General features: G+C 32.4%; 8 protein-coding genes. All 8 read left to right on the top strand.

Annotated elements, in window-relative coordinates:
• Nucleotides 1-2 precede the first annotated feature (2 nt).
• The 8 genes from ACP15M_RS00510 (at nucleotide 3) to ACP15M_RS00475 (ending at nucleotide 19,847) form a co-directional block, all read left to right on the top strand.
• The gene (locus ACP15M_RS00510) at nucleotides 3-1,019 is read left to right on the top strand and encodes a COX15/CtaA family protein (RefSeq protein WP_425075203.1); all 1,017 of its coding nucleotides are present in this window, start codon (nucleotides 3-5) and stop codon (nucleotides 1,017-1,019) included.
• Nucleotides 1,020-1,033: 14 nt separating this feature from the next.
• Nucleotides 1,034-1,552, top strand: a complete 519-nt coding sequence (locus tag ACP15M_RS00505) for an IS1096 element passenger TnpR family protein (protein WP_425075202.1) — start codon at nucleotides 1,034-1,036, stop codon at nucleotides 1,550-1,552.
• A 121-nt stretch (nucleotides 1,553-1,673) separates the two neighbouring features.
• Nucleotides 1,674-2,570, top strand: coding sequence for an ABC transporter ATP-binding protein (locus tag ACP15M_RS00500; RefSeq protein ID WP_425075201.1), 897 nt, complete (start codon nucleotides 1,674-1,676; stop codon nucleotides 2,568-2,570).
• 51 nt (nucleotides 2,571-2,621) lie between these two features.
• Nucleotides 2,622-3,446, top strand: a complete 825-nt coding sequence (locus tag ACP15M_RS00495; RefSeq protein ID WP_425075200.1) for an ABC transporter permease subunit — start codon at nucleotides 2,622-2,624, stop codon at nucleotides 3,444-3,446.
• Between the two features lie 165 nt (nucleotides 3,447-3,611).
• Nucleotides 3,612-6,983 (top strand): T9SS type B sorting domain-containing protein, encoded by a 3,372-nt coding sequence (locus ACP15M_RS00490; protein ID WP_425075199.1) that lies wholly within the window; start codon nucleotides 3,612-3,614, stop codon nucleotides 6,981-6,983.
• Nucleotides 6,984-7,015: 32 nt separating this feature from the next.
• Nucleotides 7,016-8,803 carry a gliding motility-associated C-terminal domain-containing protein gene (locus ACP15M_RS00485; protein ID WP_425075198.1) on the top strand — a complete coding sequence of 596 codons (1,788 nt, stop codon included), beginning with the start codon at nucleotides 7,016-7,018 and terminating at the stop codon, nucleotides 8,801-8,803.
• A gap of 367 nt (nucleotides 8,804-9,170) precedes the next feature.
• Nucleotides 9,171-14,015: a choice-of-anchor L domain-containing protein gene (locus ACP15M_RS00480; protein WP_425075197.1), complete on the top strand. Its 4,845-nt coding sequence runs from the start codon at nucleotides 9,171-9,173 to the stop codon at nucleotides 14,013-14,015.
• 168 nt (nucleotides 14,016-14,183) lie between these two features.
• Nucleotides 14,184-19,847 carry a choice-of-anchor L domain-containing protein gene (locus ACP15M_RS00475; RefSeq protein ID WP_425075196.1) on the top strand — a complete coding sequence of 1,888 codons (5,664 nt, stop codon included), beginning with the start codon at nucleotides 14,184-14,186 and terminating at the stop codon, nucleotides 19,845-19,847.
• The last annotated feature ends 62 nt before the right edge of the window (nucleotides 19,848-19,909 follow it).

Raw genomic sequence — 19,909 nt, 5'->3', positions numbered from 1 at the left:
ATATGAAAAAGGACAACAAAAGAGTCATTTATTGGTTATTAACTGGTTGTGTACTTATTTTCATTATGGTTATTGTTGGTGGTATTACCAGATTGACACATTCTGGTTTATCAATTTCAAACTATAAACTCATTTCTGGAACTATTCCTCCTATGAATGAAGCCGAATGGCAAGACGCTTTTGATTTGTATAAGCAATATCCAGAATATCAAAAACTTAATAACCATTTCGATTTAGAAGATTTTAAAGACATCTACTTTTGGGAATGGATTCATCGTGTTATTGGTCGTTTTATTGGTTTAGTGTTCATCCTTCCTTTTTTATATTTTTTAATCACAAAACAACTATCAAAACCAACCGTAAAAAAATCAATTGTGCTGCTTGCTTTAGGTGGCTTTCAAGGTTTTTTAGGTTGGTATATGGTTAAAAGCGGACTTGTTGACAATCCAGATGTAAGTCATTATCGATTGGCAATGCATTTAACAACAGCTTTTATCACCTTTGCTTATACCTTTTGGGTCGCTTTAGATTTGATGTTTCCGAAGCGAAAAGACATAGATACAAGTGTAAGAAATGTTATTAGATTTGGTTTAGGCATCCTTATTCTTCAAATTATTTATGGTGCTTTTGTGGCAGGTTTAGATGCAGGATTTATTCATAACCATTGGCCAATGATGAGTGAAGGAAAATTTATGCATAAAACCGTTTATATTGAACAAAGTCCACTTTATAAAAACTTTATCGAAGGCAGAAGTGGTGTTCAATTTGTACATCGAACTTTAGCATATATCGTTGTTGCTTCAATATTATACATTTGGTATAGAGCGAAACGATTAATCCTAACAAGTAATCAGTTATATGGTATAAATGCCTTATTGATTATGGTTGGCATACAATTTCTTTTAGGTGTTTTAACCATCATTTATGCTGTACCTGTTTGGTTAGGTGTTGTGCATCAAGTTGGAGCATTTTTATTATTAACAGCCATGACATTTACTTTGCATCGTTTCAGTAAATAATATATTTTTGCAACATGATATATAGGTTTCGAATTATACTAGATAATGATACTGAAGATGACATATTTCGCGATATTGAAATTCGTGAAACAGATTCTCTTGAAGATTTACATAATACCATTACACAGTCCTTTGGGTTTAACGGATTAGAAATGGCGTCTTTTTATATCAGTAATGACGAATGGGATCAAGGTGAAGAAATTTCAATGTTTGATGTCAGCGAAGGACATGCTTCTGTAAGATTAATGAGTGAAACTACGCTTAGTGATGTGGTTCATGAATCGCAAACCAAACTCATTTACATTTACGACTTTATGAGTATGTGGACCTTTTTGGTCGAACTAGCTGAAATTGTTGAAGAAGCCGAAGGTACCGATTATCCGAACCTCATGTTTGTTCACGGACAAATTCCTGATACAGCTCCTGAAAAAGCATTTGAAGCCGAAAATTTTGATGACTTAGGTAGTGAATTTGACGACGGTTTAGATATTGATGACTACGATAATTTAGACTTCGACGAAAACTGGAATTAGAAAGTTTCTAAAAACATAAATTTAATAATTAAGACGACATTGTAACAAAAATTATACAGTGTCGTCTTACTTTTATAATCAACCTTTACTGAATACGTTTCAGTAAAAAAATCAATCAAATTTGGAATCTATTCTAACCATTAACAATCTCACCAAAAAATTTGGCTATCTCACTGCTGTAAAAAACTTATCGTTTACTATTAATAAAGGCAACGTATATGGCATTTTGGGACCAAATGGAAGTGGAAAATCAACAACATTAGGTATCGTTTTAAATGTCGTTAATAAAACACAAGGAGACTTTCATTGGTTTGATGGTAAAACATCAACACATGATGCTTTAAAAAAAGTAGGTGCTATAATTGAGCGACCAAATTTTTATCCTTACATGACTGCTGAACAAAACTTAAGGCTAGTGTGTAAAATAAAAGATGTTGATGAAAGTAAAATTGCCGAAAAACTTGAAGTTGTTGGCTTGCTTGATCGTAAAGATCATAAATTCAAAACCTATTCCTTAGGTATGAAACAACGTTTAGCTATTGCTTCTGCGCTACTAAACGATCCCGAAATCTTAATTTTAGACGAACCTACAAACGGATTAGATCCTCAAGGAATTCATCAAATTAGAGCTATTATAAAAGCTATTGCTAGTCAAGGCACAACCATACTTTTAGCCTCTCACCTTTTAGATGAAGTTGAAAAAGTATGTTCGCATGTGGTTGTGTTACGAAAAGGTGAAAAATTATATTCTGGTCGTGTTGACGAAATGATTTCGAGTCATGGTTTTTTTGAATTGAAAGCTGAAAGACATGACGAATTAGTTCAACTATTGAAGAATGACACATCCTTCGGAAATATTAAAATTGAAGGAGAACTCATCACTGCATTTTTAAATCAACCAATGGATGCTCCAACCTTTAATAAGCTCATGTTTAGTAAAGGGATTGTATTATCGCACTTAGTAAAGCGTAAAGAAAGCTTAGAAGAACAATTTTTACAACTTACAGACAACAACTAATCATCATCAATCATTATTTACTGAATGCATTCAGTACAAAACCAATCCATCATGTTAAGATTATTACAATTAGAACTCCAAAAACTATTACTCAACAAAGCGAGTAAAGTTTTAATATTCATTTCATTTGTACTTCCGTTTTTCGTCATTATTTTATCGTCATTACGCATTGACTTTTTTGGTTTTTTTACTTTAGAATTAGGTCATTACGGACTTTTTAATTTTCCAATCGTTTGGCATATCACCACGTTTTTTGCTTCACAGTTTAAATTTTTCTTTGCCATTGTTGTCGTTAGTATGATAGGCAACGAATACAGCAATAAAACAATTAAACAAAACCTCATTGATGGCCTAAGCAAAAAGGAGTTCATCCTTTCAAAATTTTATACCATCATTTTCTTTTCTGCTATAGCAACTATTTTAATTTTTATCATTTGTCTTTGCATTGGCTTGTATTATTCGAGTATTAATGAAGCAAATTTAATCTTTAGAGAAACCGAATTTCTATTGGCTTACTTTGTAAAACTTGTAGGTTTCTTTAGTCTATGTTTATTTTTAGGCATGCTGGTTAAACGTTCAGCTTTTGCTTTAGCATTTTTGTTTGTGTTATACATTTTAGAATGGATTATTTTTGGATTAATTACTTGGCAATTCAATGCTGATATTGCTGAAAAAATTCAGAATTTCTTTCCTTTAAAATCTATGTACAAACTCATCGACCAACCTTTTCAAAGAATTGCGATTTCTAAAGCACCTAACGGACAAGAATTCTTATACGACTTTGCAGTACATTGGTATGAAATTGTTATTGTTTTAGGCTGGACTGCCCTTTTTATCTTTTTATCGTATAGATTATTGAAAAAGAGAGATTTGTAATGGTTTTATAAATTCATTCTATTTTTTCAACCTTAACTTTTATGTTAAAGTTCTGCAAATAATCAAATATTACGTAGTAATTTTAGCCAAAAAGCTGTTATATCTATAGTGGCAGACTTGCAAATTGCTATTACAATAATGAAAAGAAAATTTTATCTTTTTTTGATGACACTGCTATGCAGTATATTTACCTATTCTCAACAAGAAGCATCGTATTGGTATTTTGGTCAAAATGCTGGCTTACATTTTAATGCCGAAGCTGGAACAGTTACAGCAGTAACTAATGGTCAAATTGACACCTTAGAAGGCTGTACTTCAATTTCTGACACTAATGGCAATTTATTGTTTTATTCTGATGGAATTACTGTTTGGAATGCCAATCATCTGCCAATGCCTAACGCGAATACTTTGTTTGGCACTGGACTTAAAGGTGATGACTCAAGTACCTCTTCAGGATTAATTGTACCCAAACCACAAGACCCTAATTTATATTACATTTTTACTGTTGATGAGCCTCATCATGATAATACATCTGCTTTTCCTGGAGGATTTGCTAATGATGGTGTTAATGATGGACTCATGTATTCGTTAGTCGATTTAACTTTAGATGGTGGTTTAGGAGATGTAGATCCTGTTGAAAAAAATGTGCCATTAATTACCTATGACACCAGTAATCCTCTTCAAACTGAATATAAATGTTCTGAAAAAATTACAGCTGTAAAAGCAGATGATTGTACCTCCTTTTGGGTAATAAGTCATTTTATAGATAAATTTTATGCTTTTAAAGTGACCGAAACTGGAGTAGATACAACACCAATAATATCAACAGTTGGTCCTGTTGTTGATGTTTCTGGCTATCGTAGAAATTCTTTGGGTTACCTAAAAGCGTCACCTGATGGTTCTAAATTAGCTGTAGCACATTTCGGCTTTGCTACAACACCAGCTGCTGATGCTGCAGGAGGCGTTTATCTATTCGATTTTGATAATGATACTGGCATTGTTTCTAATGCTATTGAATTATATGGACCACAAAATAATGATAGTCCATATGGTGTAGAATTTTCATCAGAAAACAGAAAAGTTTACGCGTCTATTAATGATGGCCATGCTGGTGATGGAGCAAGCAGAATTTTACAGTGGGATTTAGAAGCTTTAGATATACCATCAACCCAACAACTTGTTCATAGCTCATCTACAATTAATGCTGGTGCATTACAACTAGGAATTGATAAAAGAATTTATAGAGTACAATTCGAATTCTCAAATCCTAACACATCTGGACGTTATATTGGTGTTATAGAAAATCCTGAAGCTGATGGAGTAATGGCTGGCTATAATGAAACAGCAATACTTTTAGATATTAATAATACCTTTCAAAATAGAGGACGCATTGGCTTACCTCCTTTTATTCAATCTTTGTTTAATTCGCAAATTGATATCATTCAAAATGGTATTAGTACTACCGAACTAAAACTCTGTACAGGTGATTCGTATACGCTTTTAGCAGAAGACATTCCTGGAGCTGATTATTCTTGGTCTAAAGATGGATTGCCATTATCTGAAACTACATTTCAATTGTTTGTGGATACACCTGGATTTTATGAAGTGTATATAGAACAAAACAATGGCGAATGCCCAATTGAAGGTGAAGCTGTGGTTGGCATTTTTGATATTCCAACGGCTACTCAACCTAATAATCTTACTGGATGTGATGAATATGGGTTTTCTACTTTCGATTTAACAACTCAAGATGCACAAATATTAAATGGACAAAATCCAGATGAGTATACAGTTCGCTATTATACCAATCAAATTGATGCAGACAATGCTGAAAATGAAATTGTAGGAGATTTTGATAATACCGAAAGTTCTCAAACCATTTATGCTAGAGTTGACAATAACGAAAATCCTAACTGTTATGCCATAACAACTTTTACAATAGAAGTCTTTATTAGACCTTCTATTGCAATATTAGAAGACATTACTCTTTGTGATTCAAATGCTAATACTATGGATGGGTTTGAAACATTAATGCTTACAGATTTAAACTCTGACATTTTAATAGCACAAGATGAAACACAATACACCATTACTTATCATCCAACACAACAAGATGCAGACGATAATACCAATACGCTTCCAGATTCATACACAAATGCCATAGCTTATTCTGAAGAAATATTTGTTAGAATGGAAAATAATGCTAACACAGATTGCTACTCTACAGATTCATTTATTCTAACAGTTAATGATGCTCCTGAAGCTATTGACACTACAATTATACAATGTGATGAAGATGGTATTCCTGAAGGATTTACAACGTTTAACTTAAACCAATTTTTCAATGAAATTACCAATAGCGCTTCAGACAGAACTATTAATTTTTATGTATCGTTAGAAGATTTAGAAAATGATGAAGATGAACTTAATCCTGATGCTTTTAATAACTATTTCAATCCTCAAATTATTTATGCGCTTGTAACCAACACTAATACTGGTTGTACTAATATTGCTGAAATCACATTGCAAGCAAGTTCTACAGCTTCTAACGACACCTCTTTACAAGCATGTGATGATGATGGCATTGAAGATGGTTTTTATAATTTTAACCTTTCAAATACTGAAAGTGCTATTTTATTTGGGTTACCTGTTGGATTAGATGTTACCTATTACGAAACGTATGATGATGCGCTTGTTGAAGACAATCCGTTAGGAACTAACTTTACCAATACCATTCCATATTCGCAAACTATCTATGCTAGAGTTGAAAATGCTAATGCTTGTTTTGGTATTAGTTCTATTGAATTAACTGTATTTGAATTGCCAAACATTGTTACTGAAGAAGAACTATTGTATTGTTTAAATGACTTTCCGCAAACAATAACATTAACAAGTGGTCTCATAAATGATATTCCAAATAATTATTATTACGAATGGTCTACAGGTGAAGACATGTTTGAAATAGAAGTCAATGAACCTGGCACTTACACAGTTCGTGTCACCAATACTGATGGATGTTATAAAGACCGAACGATTATTGTATCTCCTTCAGATATAGCAACAATTACAGACATTCACATAACAGATGCTTCAGATAATAATACAATTTCTGTTTTTGTTTCTGGTGAAGGTATTTACGATTACGCCTTAGACAACATTAATGGACCATACCAAGAAAGTCATATTTTTACCAATGTAGATTATGGGTTTCACACAGTTTATATTCGTGACATTGAAAATAATTGTGGTATTTCTGAAGAAGACGTTTCGGTTATTGGGTTTCCAAAGTTTTTTACTCCAAATGGAGATGCGATTAATCCGTTTTGGCAAGTCAAAGGTTTATCACAACAATTTCAGCCTAACTCACAAATATTGATTTATGATCGCTATGGTAAATTATTAGCCGAATTAGATCCTCTTGGTCCTGGTTGGGATGGTACTTATAATGGTACAAATATGCCTTCAAGTGATTACTGGTTTGTAGTAACACTTCAAGATGGTAGAATATTTAGAAGTCATTTTGCATTAAGACGCTAAGGTTTATGCAAATTATTTAATAAAATTAATCAATGAGGTTTAGCAAATTTGTATTTATTCTTTTCATTTTAGCTATACCATATTCTGTATTTGGTCAAGACGTTGAACTATTTCAGCAGTTTAACGGACGATATGATTACACTGCTATTGGAAATACTCTAAATCTTGAAGAGAATGAAGTAGCAACAACTTGTGATATTTTAACTACTTCATCTGCAGCTTTAAATTTAGATACAAATCAAAACATTGTTGCTGCATATTTATATTGGGCAGGTTCTGGTTCTGGAGATTATGATATTGAAGTTAACGGTATTTCTGTCTCTGCTGAACGAACATTCACTACTCCTCCTCTAGGATTTGGCTTCTTTTACTTTGGAGCTTTTGCAGACATAACCAACATTGTGCAAGCAGAAGGCAATACTATATATACTATTTCTGAGTTTGACATTTCTAATACGATTCAAGATTACTGTGATGCTAGTATCAATTTTGGAGGTTGGGCAATAACTGTTATTTATGAGGACAACAGTCTTCCGCTAAATCAACTAAATGTTTACGATGGCTTTCAAAAAGTTCCTGAAACAATTACCATCACTTTAGACAATTTGAACGTTCTTGATAATGAAGGCGCAAAAATTGGATTCATTGCTTGGGAAGGTGATGCTGGATTGGCTGTAAACGAACAACTATCTATAAACGGAAATATAATTGGAAATCCACCATTAAATCCAATCAATAATGCATTTAACGGAACGAATAGTTTTACAAATTCATCAGATTTATATAATATGGATATTGATGTCTATAATATTGAAAACAACATTTCAATTGGAGACAATAGCGCTACAATTCAATTAACCTCTAATTCTGATGTAGTAGTAATCAATAATATCATTACAGTTTTAAATAGTCAACTTCCTGATGCATCAATAGGTTTAAATAGTTTCATTACAGAGTGTAATAATAGAATTATAGATGTTGATTATTCCGTTTTTAATACTGACAGTACAGACCCTTTACCAGCAAATACTCCTATTGCATTTTATGCTGATGGAATTTTAGTTGGACAAAGCGCTACAACAAACGTAATAGATATAAATGATTTTGAAAATGGAAACATTTCACTAATTATTCCTGAGTTTATTGATAATAGCTTTGAACTAACTCTTGTCGTTGATGATAATGGTTCTGGAAATGGAATTGTTAATGAACTTGACGAAAGCAATAACAGTGCATCAATTAGCATAGAGTTATTAAAATCACCACCTTTTGAAATCTTACCTGCTACACTTTTATGTGATAAAAGTTTTAATTCTGCCGAGTTCAATTTAATTCAAATAATGGAACACAATAGTATTAACACAACTTTTGGTGTTGAGTTTTTTGAAAACCTTGCAGATTTAGAATCTAATAACAACGCTATTATCAATCCTGAAAGCTATAACAATACAACTAACCCTCAGACTATTTATGCAAGAATAGAGAGCTCACCTTGTTACTTACCTTATGCTTTTGATGTTTTAGTTGAGAATTGTCCTCCTCAAATCCCAGAAGGATTTTCACCAAACAATGATAATATTAACGACTGGTTTAACATTCAAGGGCTTTATAACATATTCGAAAAACACGACTTAAAAATCTTCAATAGATATGGCACACTTATTTTTGAAGGCGATAACGACAATCCTTGGTTAGGAAAAACAAATCGAGGTTTAAATAATATTGGAAACTTAGTTCCTGTTGGCACCTATTATTACATTTTAAATTTAAACGATCCTAACTTCGATCCTTTTATAGGTTGGGTATACGTAAACTACTAAATTGTTAAAATTTAATACTGTTTGTCGTATTTATTTGTGTTTTATCTTATTTAATTCTAATTTGAGTATTATCCTTTAGAAATCTTCCCTCATTATTGCTTTTGCAACAAAAACCCCTAACCTACTATATTATGATTTATGTAATGATTTACCTGTACATATTCAGACCCAAAGAGCGAAAACTACTACTCAAAAAAGCCTCAGAAATTGTTTGGACTAAAAAACCCAAATGTTAATGTTTTGTGCATTTCGTCGTAAATATTTGCATTTCATCTAAAACGATTCTATATTTCGCCAAATTAAATTTTACAAATTAGCCCAAGTCCCAAATCTCATGGCTAACCACCATGAACTTAACCGCTTAATAATGAAAATTTTAAAACAATCCCTCGCAGCAATATGTTGCTTAGTTTTTGGCTCATTAGCCTATGGCCAACAAATTTCAATCGATAATTCTTTTTCGGAACAACAACTTATTGAGAATAACTTAATTCAAGGTTGTGTAGAGACCTCTAACATAAGTTCTCAAGTAAATGGATCTGTTAACGGATTTAACAGTTTTGCATATTTTGAACGTGCTGGCTCTAATTTTCCTTTTGAAAATGGTATCATGCTATCAACTGGAAATCCGTTATCTGGTGGTAATACACAAAACAATGAAATCTTAAACGAAGGAGAAAACGACTGGACCACAGATCCTGATTTAGAAACTGCTTTAGGAATTTCTGGAACCTTAAACGCTACATCAATAGAGTTTGACTTTGTTTCTGTGTCTAATCAAATTCAGTTTAATTATATCTTAGCGTCTGAAGAATATTTTGGAAATTTTCCATGTGAGTATTCCGATGGCTTCGCTTTTTTAATTAAAGAGACAGGAACCAGTGACCCTTACACTAATATTGCAATCATTCCTGGAACAACCACTCCTGTAAACACCAACACAATTCACGACGAAATTGTTGGTTTTTGCTCGCCTTCAAATGAGCAATATTTTGAAGGTTATAACCAAGGAGACACAAACTATAATGGTCGTACCACTGTAATGACTGCAACAGCAACCATTCTTCCGAATGTACAATACCATATTAAAATTGTTATTGCTGATCAAACGGACAAAAATTATGATTCGGCTGTATTTATTGAAGGTAATAGCTTTAATTCTAATGTAGATTTAGGTAACGATATACTAACATGTGCAAGTAATGTAACTTTAGATGGTAATATTGATAATCCTCAAGCCATTTATTCTTGGTATCTTGACAATGTATTAATTCCTGGAGAAAACCAACCAACTTTAAACGTTACACAATCTGCAGATTATACTGTATCAATAGAAATTCCTTTAACAAATTCTACTTGTGTAATTGAAGATACTGTAAACGTTTTATTAAGCTCTACTCAATCTGCTGATGTCATTTCAGATTTTCAGCTCTGTGACGATCTTAGTGCTAATGGTATAGAATTGTTTGATTTGTCTACTAAAGATTCTGAAGCTTTAGCTTCGGTACCTTCATCAAGTTATAATGTAAGTTATCATTATACTATAAATGATGCTTTAGCTGGAATAAACTCGATTACATCTCCAATTCAAAACACAACAAATCCGCAAACAATTTATGTAAAAATTGAAGATACCATAAATGGATGTCTTGCATATCAGAGTTTTGACTTAATCGTTAATCCTTTACCTAATATAACAACTCCTACTCCATTAATAGTTTGTGATGATACAACTTCAGATGGAGTAACCACTATTGATTTATCACAAAAGGATGATGAAATCACTAATGGTAATTTAGACTTACAGGTAAGCTACCACTTATTGCAAGAAGATGCAGATAATGGTATAAACGGTATTCCATTGCCTTATGTAAACACCAATCCTACAGAAACCTTATTTGTTAATGTAACCAATATAAATACAGGTTGCTCTAGTACAACATCGTTAGATATCGAAGTATTAGATAATCCTTCAATTAGTACTGAACCTCAATATCTTGATGCCTGTGATGCTGATCATGACGGATTTGCATTTTTTGATTTAACCTCAGTCGTAGCAGATATTTTACAAGGCACAACAGGTGTTAATGTGACGTTTCATGAAACACAAGAAGATGCAGATTTAGGGACGAATGCTATTGCTAATGAAACCAATTATCAAAATATTGTAAGTGACGAACAAATTGTATTTATTAGAGTTGAAAATCAAACCACTGGTTGTGCAAGTATTACACCAATAGAGTTGCATACCAACCTTTTGTTAACTGCAACCAACTTAAGAGATTTTACGTTATGTGATATTGGTAATGATGGACAAGAAGAATTTAGTTTAATAAATATGACTGCAGAAATTCTTCTTGATTTAGAAGAAGTTTTAGACGTAGAAATCACTATAGATTTTTATCTTACAGAGAATGACAGAGATAATCAAGTCAACGCAATTGATCCAACAATTCCGTTTGAACCAACATCTAGTCCTCAAACACTATACTTAGTAATTACTAGTCCTACATGTCAAGAAGTAGCTGATATTGAAATTGAGCTTTTTCCAATCATAGAATTTGATTCTATTGGATTAGTTTCAGTTTGTGATACAGACCAAGATGGATTTACAGCAATTGATTTAACACAATTTAATGATCAAATAACCAATAACCAACCTGGTTTTTCAGTCAGTTATTTTTTAACAGAAGAAGGTGCAGAAAATGGTATTGGTACACTATCAAACACTTATACAAATACATCAAATCCGCAAACTCTATTTGCTAGAGTTAATAGCAGTTCAACTGGTTGTCCTAGCATAAACTCTTTCCAAATTGAAGTATTACCTGCTCCTGAAAGTTCTGATGTAACAGATATCATTATTTGTGATACAGATCAAGACGGAATATCAATAATTAATCTAAATAATAAGATTTCTGAAGCTGTTACAAGTACAATTAATAGAAATATTACATTTCATCATAATCAAGCAGATGCTGACAACGATATAAACAACATCCTAAACACTTCAATGCATGCTGCTGAAACTGGCACGATTATAATGAGAATAGAAAATACAACTACGGGATGTTTTTCAACTGAAAGTTTTGAAGTTATTATAAATACATTACCTGTGATTAACCCAATAAGTTTATACAAGTTTTGTGAAATCAGTAACGATGATACTGGTGAGTTTGTATTTTCAACTCAAGATGCTGACATATTAAACGGTCAAACAGGCAAAGAAGTATTTTATTTTGAAACAGCTTTAGATGCCGAAAACAACACGAATCCAATTGATAAGGATGATGTGTATGTAAATATTACAAATCCGCAAACCATATTTGTAAGAGTCGAAAATCTTTCAGATCCAGATTGCTATGCTACATCTTCATTTCCTATTGAAGTTGGTACAAATCCAGCATTTAATGAACCAACCGATATTTTTATTTGTGATGATATTACTAACGATGGCAGTGTAGAATTTGATTTTAATGTTCAGCTTGCCGAAATTACACAAGGCATACCTGAAATACAGGAAGTTACTTTTCACACCTCGCAATTGAATGCTGAAAACAATGTCAATCCGCTTCCTCTTAACTTTAGTAATACTGTGAATCCACAACAAATTTATGTGAGAATAAATAATGGCACTATTTGTGAATCTTATACCTCTTTTGTTTTAAATGTTATTGCTGCACCAGATGTAAACTTGCCACAACCATTAGTAGATTGTGACGCAGATTATGATGGAATTATCACTTTTGATTTAACACTCTCTGAGTTTGATATTTTAGATGTAAGACAAGACAATATCGAAATTACATATCATGAAACTTTTGAAGATTCATTCATTCAAGCTAATGCAATTGCTAATCCTGAAAATTACACAAACCTAACAAGAACGCAAACGGTTTATGTACGTGTAACCAATACTATTTCAGATTGTTTTGTGTCTATACCATTAGACCTTATTGTTAATCTTCCTCCTGCTATTAACGAGATTTCAAGTTATGAAGTTTGCGGAAATGATACCAATACTACAGATTTAACCGAAATTAATTCAACCATATTAGAACAAACAGCTAATGTATTAATTGAGTATTATCCTACTCAATTAGATGCAGAAAACCAAACCAACGCCTTAAGTTCTAACTACAATTACCAAACTAATAATGATACAATTTTTGCTCGTGTAGAATTTTCTACAACACATTGCTTTTATATCCATGAGTTTAGCTTACCTGTAAATCCTGCACCAATTGCTAATCAACCTAATGATTTAATTAGTTGTGACGATGATTACGATGGTTTCTTTGAATTTGATTTAAGTCAGCAAACAACTACGGTTCTTAATGGTCAAAATCCAGCAAACTTCTCAGTAAGTTACTATGATGATTATATCTTAGCTGAAGAAGCCGAATATGAGCTTCCTCTACTTTATGATGCAGTTGACGGACAAACCATTTATGTTCGTGTAGAGAATAATAGTACTGGATGCTATGCGTTAACTCAATTTACAACCACAGTAAATCCAAAACCAATTGTAGATATTGAAGATCAAGTAATTTGTTTAAACAATTTACCACTTGTTGTAAGTGCCAACACCAATCAAGCTGGTGATGCATATCTTTGGTCTACAAACGAAACTACTCCAGAAATTGAAATCACAGAAATAGGAACTTATTCGGTGACTGTAACATCACCTTTTGGCTGTGAAACCACACGAGTTTTTAATGTTTCAGAATCGGAAACAGCAACCATAGAAATAACCGAAACTGTTGATTTTTCAGATCCAAACAATATAACAGTTACAGTAAGCGGAATTGGCAACTATATATACCAGTTAGATGATGATGAACCTCAACTCTCAAACATATTCAACAACGTAAGTATTGGTTATCATACATTAAAAATAATAGATCTAAATGGCTGTGCTGAGGTTACTAAAGACATTGTAGTTATTGATGCTCCTAAATTTATGACACCAAATGGTGATGGATACTTTGACACATGGCACATTACTGGAGTAGAAACTTTACCAGGAACCATCATATACATTTACGATCGTTACGGTAAACTTCTAACGCAACTCACCTCATCATCAGAGGGTTGGGACGGAAGATATAATGGTAACTTAATGCCTACTAGTGATTATTGGTTTTTAGCCAAAGTTAAAAAAGGGAACATTGCTTTTGATGTTAAAGGACACTTTGCATTGAAATACTAAATCATGACAAACCAATTAAAAATGCATTTTATCTAATAAAACCTCCTTTAGACACTATAAAACCTAAAAAAACATAATTTCTTTCTACATTCACAAGTTCTAGATTAGATGTCCCTCTAAATCTGCTCAATTGAATTTAAACCTATTTATTATAGCTAACCGTAATAAATGAGAGTTTTAAAGTACTTGTGTATTGGACTGTTTTTGTGTTCGATGTATACAACTACAGCACAACAAATTTCAACAGAGGATTCTTCTGCCTTAGAAGCTTTAATACAAGCTAACTTAGGGCAAGGTTGTGTAGACATATCTAACGTATCATCTTCGGTTAATGGTCAAGCATATGGCATTAGTAGTTTTGGTTCTTTTGATAAGGCAAATTCTGATTTTCCATTTCAAAACGGAATTATTTTATCTACTGGAGACATTCAATCTGCTGGCAATGGATTAAATACAAGCAACTTAAATGATGGCACCAATAATTGGCCTTCAGATCCTGATCTAGAAAATGTTTTAGGACTATCTGGAACGCTAAATGCAACATCTATAGAATTTGATTTCCTTTCAGCTACTAGCCAAATATCTTTCGATTATATTTTGGCTTCAGAAGAGTACAACTCTAACTTTCCGTGTCAGTATTCTGATGGTTTTGCTTTTCTAATTAAACGAGCTGGTACATCTGATCCTTTTGTCAATATTGCTTTAATTCCTGGTACCACTATTCCTGTAAACACAAATACTATTCATGATGAAATTGTAGGATTTTGTCCTGCTGAAAACGAAATGTATTTTGATGGTTATAATATTGGAGACACAAACTACAACGGAAGAACTACAGTATTGACTGCCTCTGCAACCATTCAACCAAATGTCTTGCATAGAATTAAATTAATCATTGCTGATCAAACTGACAAAAATTATGATTCAGCTGTTTTTATACGACGTACCAACACTCTTTCTTCGGTAGATTTAGGTCCAGATGTAAATACATGTGCGCAATCTTTAGTGCTTAATGGTGATGTTGAAAATGATATTGCAACCTACCAATGGTTTAAAGATGGTCAACCTATTTTGGGCGAAACAAATCCTTTATATCAAGCTACAGCATCTGGAACTTATGGTATTGAAGTTACAATTCAAGTAAATAATAATTCGTGTACCATTGAAGATGAAATTGCTGTTAACTTAGGAGGCGAGCAAGATGTTGGAACTATTACTAATTTTTCTATTTGCGACGATGTTTCAAATAATGGCATTGAGATTTTTGATTTAACCACAAAAGACAATGAAATTTTAAACGCATTACCAAGCGGAACTTATGATATTAGCTACCATCTAAGTAATGCTGGAGCTCTTACAGAAACTGGTACTATAATAGTTCCTTGGGAAAACATTACTAATCCACAAACCATTTATGTAAGAACCGAAGAAGTAAACACTGGTTGCTTAGGCTTTACAACTTTTGATTTGGTCGTTAACGACTCTCCTGTGTACAGCCAACCTTTAGATTTAAATATTTGTGACGACAATGTTGCAGATGGTATTACCATGGTTGATCTTCATGAAACTGGAACAGCCATAATCTCTGAAAATCCAAACTATTCTGTATCATATTACACTTCTCAAACTGATGCTGAAATAGGTTTAAATCCTATCGGATTACCATATACCAATACTAATCCTACGGAAACTTTATTTATTAGAGTACAAGACACCAATACAGGATGTTTTAACGTTACTTCAATACTCATAAATGTATTAGAGAATCCTGTTATTAACTCTGAAGTACAATGGATTAATGCTTGCGAAACAGATGGTGACGGATTTGAAATTTTTGATATTACTTCAGTAGAAGATGATATTCTACAAGGACTTACAGATGTTTCCGTTAGTTATTATGAAACACAAAGCAATGCTGAAGAAGATATTAATCAAATTCTTGATCCAACAGCGTTTCAAAATACAGTTCCAAATTTTCAACTGGTATATATAAAAGTCACTAACGCTAATGGCTGTGCTGCTATTATGCCTATTGAACTCCATACTAACATTGTTGATTCTGGTTTTAATACTAGTGACTTTGGTATTTGTGATGATGCTTCAAATGATGGTATAGCAAATTTTGACCTTAATCAATTAGAATTGGCAGTTATTAACGAATATGAAGGTTTTGACATTTCGTTTTTCGAAACTGAAACAGATCAACTTAACAACAATAACGCTTTAGACAAAAATATTCCGTATACAGCAACGTCAACCATAACTACAATTTACATCAGTGCAACACTAGATTCTTGTATTCAATTTAATACTGTTGATCTTGTAATTCATCCAGCTATAGCCATTCAAAATCTTAATATGGTTGAATATTGCGATACAGATTTTGATGGTTCGACTGCAATTGTACTTTCAACCTTTGACGATTATGTAAGTACTGGAATCAATTTTCCAAGTGTTAAATATTATTTAACTGAGCAAGATGCCTTAAATAATGAAAATGCATTACCTCAAAACTATACAAACACTGTTAATCCGTTAACTGTTTATACAAGAGTAACCAATACACAAACTACTTGTTATGACATTTCTACTTTAGATGTTTTGGTTATAGATCCTCCAGTTGTCATGCAACCTTCAGATATAATTATTTGTGATAATGACCAAGATGCTTATTATATTGTAAACTTAGAAAGTCGCATTTCAGAAATTGTATCAGACACAACAGATTTAATCTTAACATTTCATACCAGCTTTACAGATGCAGATAATGCAACTAATGCCATACCAAATCCTAATAGCATTAATACACAAACCCAAACTATTTTTGTTAGAGTTGAAAGCTTAATTACTACATGTCATAGCATTGTAGAGTTTGATGTTATCGTAAATACATTACCTGTATTTTCTCCTGTAGAAACCTACATTACCTGTGAGAGTGATGGTAATGAAATTAACGATTTCTTCTTGCATACAAAAGATAGCGACATACTAAATGGTCAAACTGGAAAAGAGGTTCTATATTTTGAAACTGAACAAGATGCTATTGATAGAGTTAATAGTATTGACAAAAATGTGGCTTATCAAAACCTTTCCAATCCGCAAACAATTTATATACGTGTCGAAAATATCACAGATATTGATTGTTTTGATACGTCTTCGATAGAAATTGAAGTTGTGCAATTTGTTACTTATAATCAGCCAACTGATATTATGATTTGTGACGATGCTTCAAATGATGGATTTGAACCTCACGATTTAACTGAAAAAATAGAAGAAATCAGTAATGGCATACCTGAAAACCTTGATATTTCTTTTCATACAAGTTTTAATGATGCCGATTTAAACGTAAATGAATTGCCTTTAGAGTACACAAATGTGGTCAATCCTCAAGTACTTTATGTTAGAGTTGATAACGAAATACTCTGTCCTGTTATCACAGAATTTTCAATAAATGTTATTCAAGTTCCTGAAATAAATGCTGCTCCAGATTTAAGTGATTGTGATGAAGATTATGATGGTATAATCACTTTTGATTTAACTCAAGTAGAAACAGAAGTACTTGATGTTAGAGCAGATGATATTGAAATTACGTATCACGAAACACTAGAAGATGTCGAAAGTAATTCAGGAATCATTTCAAATCCTAATAATTATACAAATACATCTAATCCGCAAACAGTTTATATTAAAATAACTAACACACTTTCTAATTGTTATAACGTAGAACCTATAAGCTTATCTGTAAATTTACCACCTTTAATCAACGAGTTTCAAGATTATAATATTTGCATTAACTCTTCTAACAGTTTTGATTTAAATGAGATTAACACTATCATCGTAAGCGATTCAAATGATGTGATTTTTAGTTATTACGAATCTCTTTCAAACGCGCAAAGTCAGGCTAATGCCTTAGGTGAGAATTACACCTACTCTACTTTTAATGATACCATTTTTGCTCGTGTTGAATATGCAACTACAGCTTGCTTTTATATTTACCCTTTTCAACTTATCGTCAATCCTTTACCAGTTGCAAATCAACCTTTAGATTTACAAATTTGCGATGACGAATCCAATGATGGCATTGAAACTTTTAATCTGTTTTTAGTTAACAATTCTGTTCTTGGTAACCAAGATGCTAACGGGTTTACTGTAAGTTATTACAATTCTGAAACTGAAGCAAACTTTGGTGAAAATCCTATAGATTATAATTACTTAGGCGAAAATGGAGAAATTATTTACGCACGTATTGAAAATAATACAACTGGTTGTCACGACTTAACTCAATTTAATTTAATTACCAATTTACATCCATCAGTACCTTCTTCAATCACTCATTGTGATACTGATTATGATAGCATGACTTCTTTTGATTTAACTCAAGCTGAAGCCGAACTTTTCAATACTGTAAATTCCAATAATATCATCTCTTATTTTGAATCTATTGAAGACCTTCAAGATGATGTTAACATCATTTCAAATCCTACAAATTACACAAGTTTGCACAGTCCGCAAACCATTTACATAAAAGTATTCAATACAGAAGCTAACTGTTATAGGTTTGTTCCACTAGAATTAAATGTTAATTTACCTCCAGCCATAAATGCTTCAGATGAGTTTGAAGTTTGTGCTAATGCTATAGAAACTGTAGAGCTTTCCGAGATTAATTCATCTTTATTAGTACAAACAAGTAATGTTATAGTTGATTATTATGCAACTGAAATTGATGCAACCAATCAATTAAACCCTCTTAATAATCAATACGAATATCAATCGCTTAGCGATACCATATTTGCTCGAATAGAATTTTCTACAACACATTGCTATTACATTCATGAGTTTAATCTAATTGTCAACCTGCTTCCTGAAGCAAACACACCAAACAATCTCGAAGCATGTGATGATGATTATGACGGATTTTTCACTTTTGATTTATCATCTCAGAATGCTATGGTGTTAAACAATCAAAATCCGAATGGCTTTACAGTGTCATACCACAACGATCTCATTGCTGCTGAAGATAACCTTAATGCTTTAAATCAAAACTACAATGCTGCAGATGGAGAACTCATCTACGTTCGTGTTGAAAATAACACTACAGGCTGTTATGACATCACTTCTTTTGAAACTATTGTGCATCCTAAACCTATTGTAAATATTGGTTCTCAAGTTATTTGTCTAGAAAATTTGCCATTAACTGTTAGTGCTAATACAAACCAAATTGGAGATACATATCTTTGGTCTACTAATGAAACCACTCCAGAAATTGAAATCACAGAAGTTGGTGTTTACTCTGTTACAGTCACTTCTCCTTTAGGTTGTGAAACTATAGAAGTATTTAGTGTTACAGAATCTGAAGCAGCTACAATAGTAATTACTGAAAGTATTGATTTTTCAGATCCAAATAATATTATTGTTACTATTGAAGGGATTGGAAATTACCAATATCAGTTAGACAATCTTCCTCCTCAATCTTCTAATGTTTTTGAAAACGTAAGTCTAGGTTATCATACAGTAACTATTATAGATTTAAATGGCTGTACACCAATAACCAAAGAAATTGTTGTAATCGATACACCAAAGTTTATGACACCAAACGACGATGGTCATTTTGATACATGGCATATTACTGGTGTAGAAACCTTACCAGGAACCATTATTTATATTTTTGATCGTTATGGCAAACTCCTTCAAACGCTAACGTCTAATTCTTCTGGTTGGAATGGTTATTATAATGGTAGCTTAATGCCTGTTTCTGACTATTGGTACTTAGCAAAAGTTAAAAAAGACGGAAAAACATTTGAAGTAAAAGGTCACTTTGCACTACGTTATTAGTTTACTTTAATTAACACTTTTTTTGTATTTTAAAGCTTGCGCTATACGTATCTTTGCAATCG

It is taken from the genome of Psychroserpens sp. S379A (assembly GCF_049800755.1).
Lineage (GTDB): Bacteria > Bacteroidota > Bacteroidia > Flavobacteriales > Flavobacteriaceae > Psychroserpens.
Note: the sequence above shows the minus strand (reverse complement) of the source record. Positions and strands in the feature narration are given on the sequence as shown.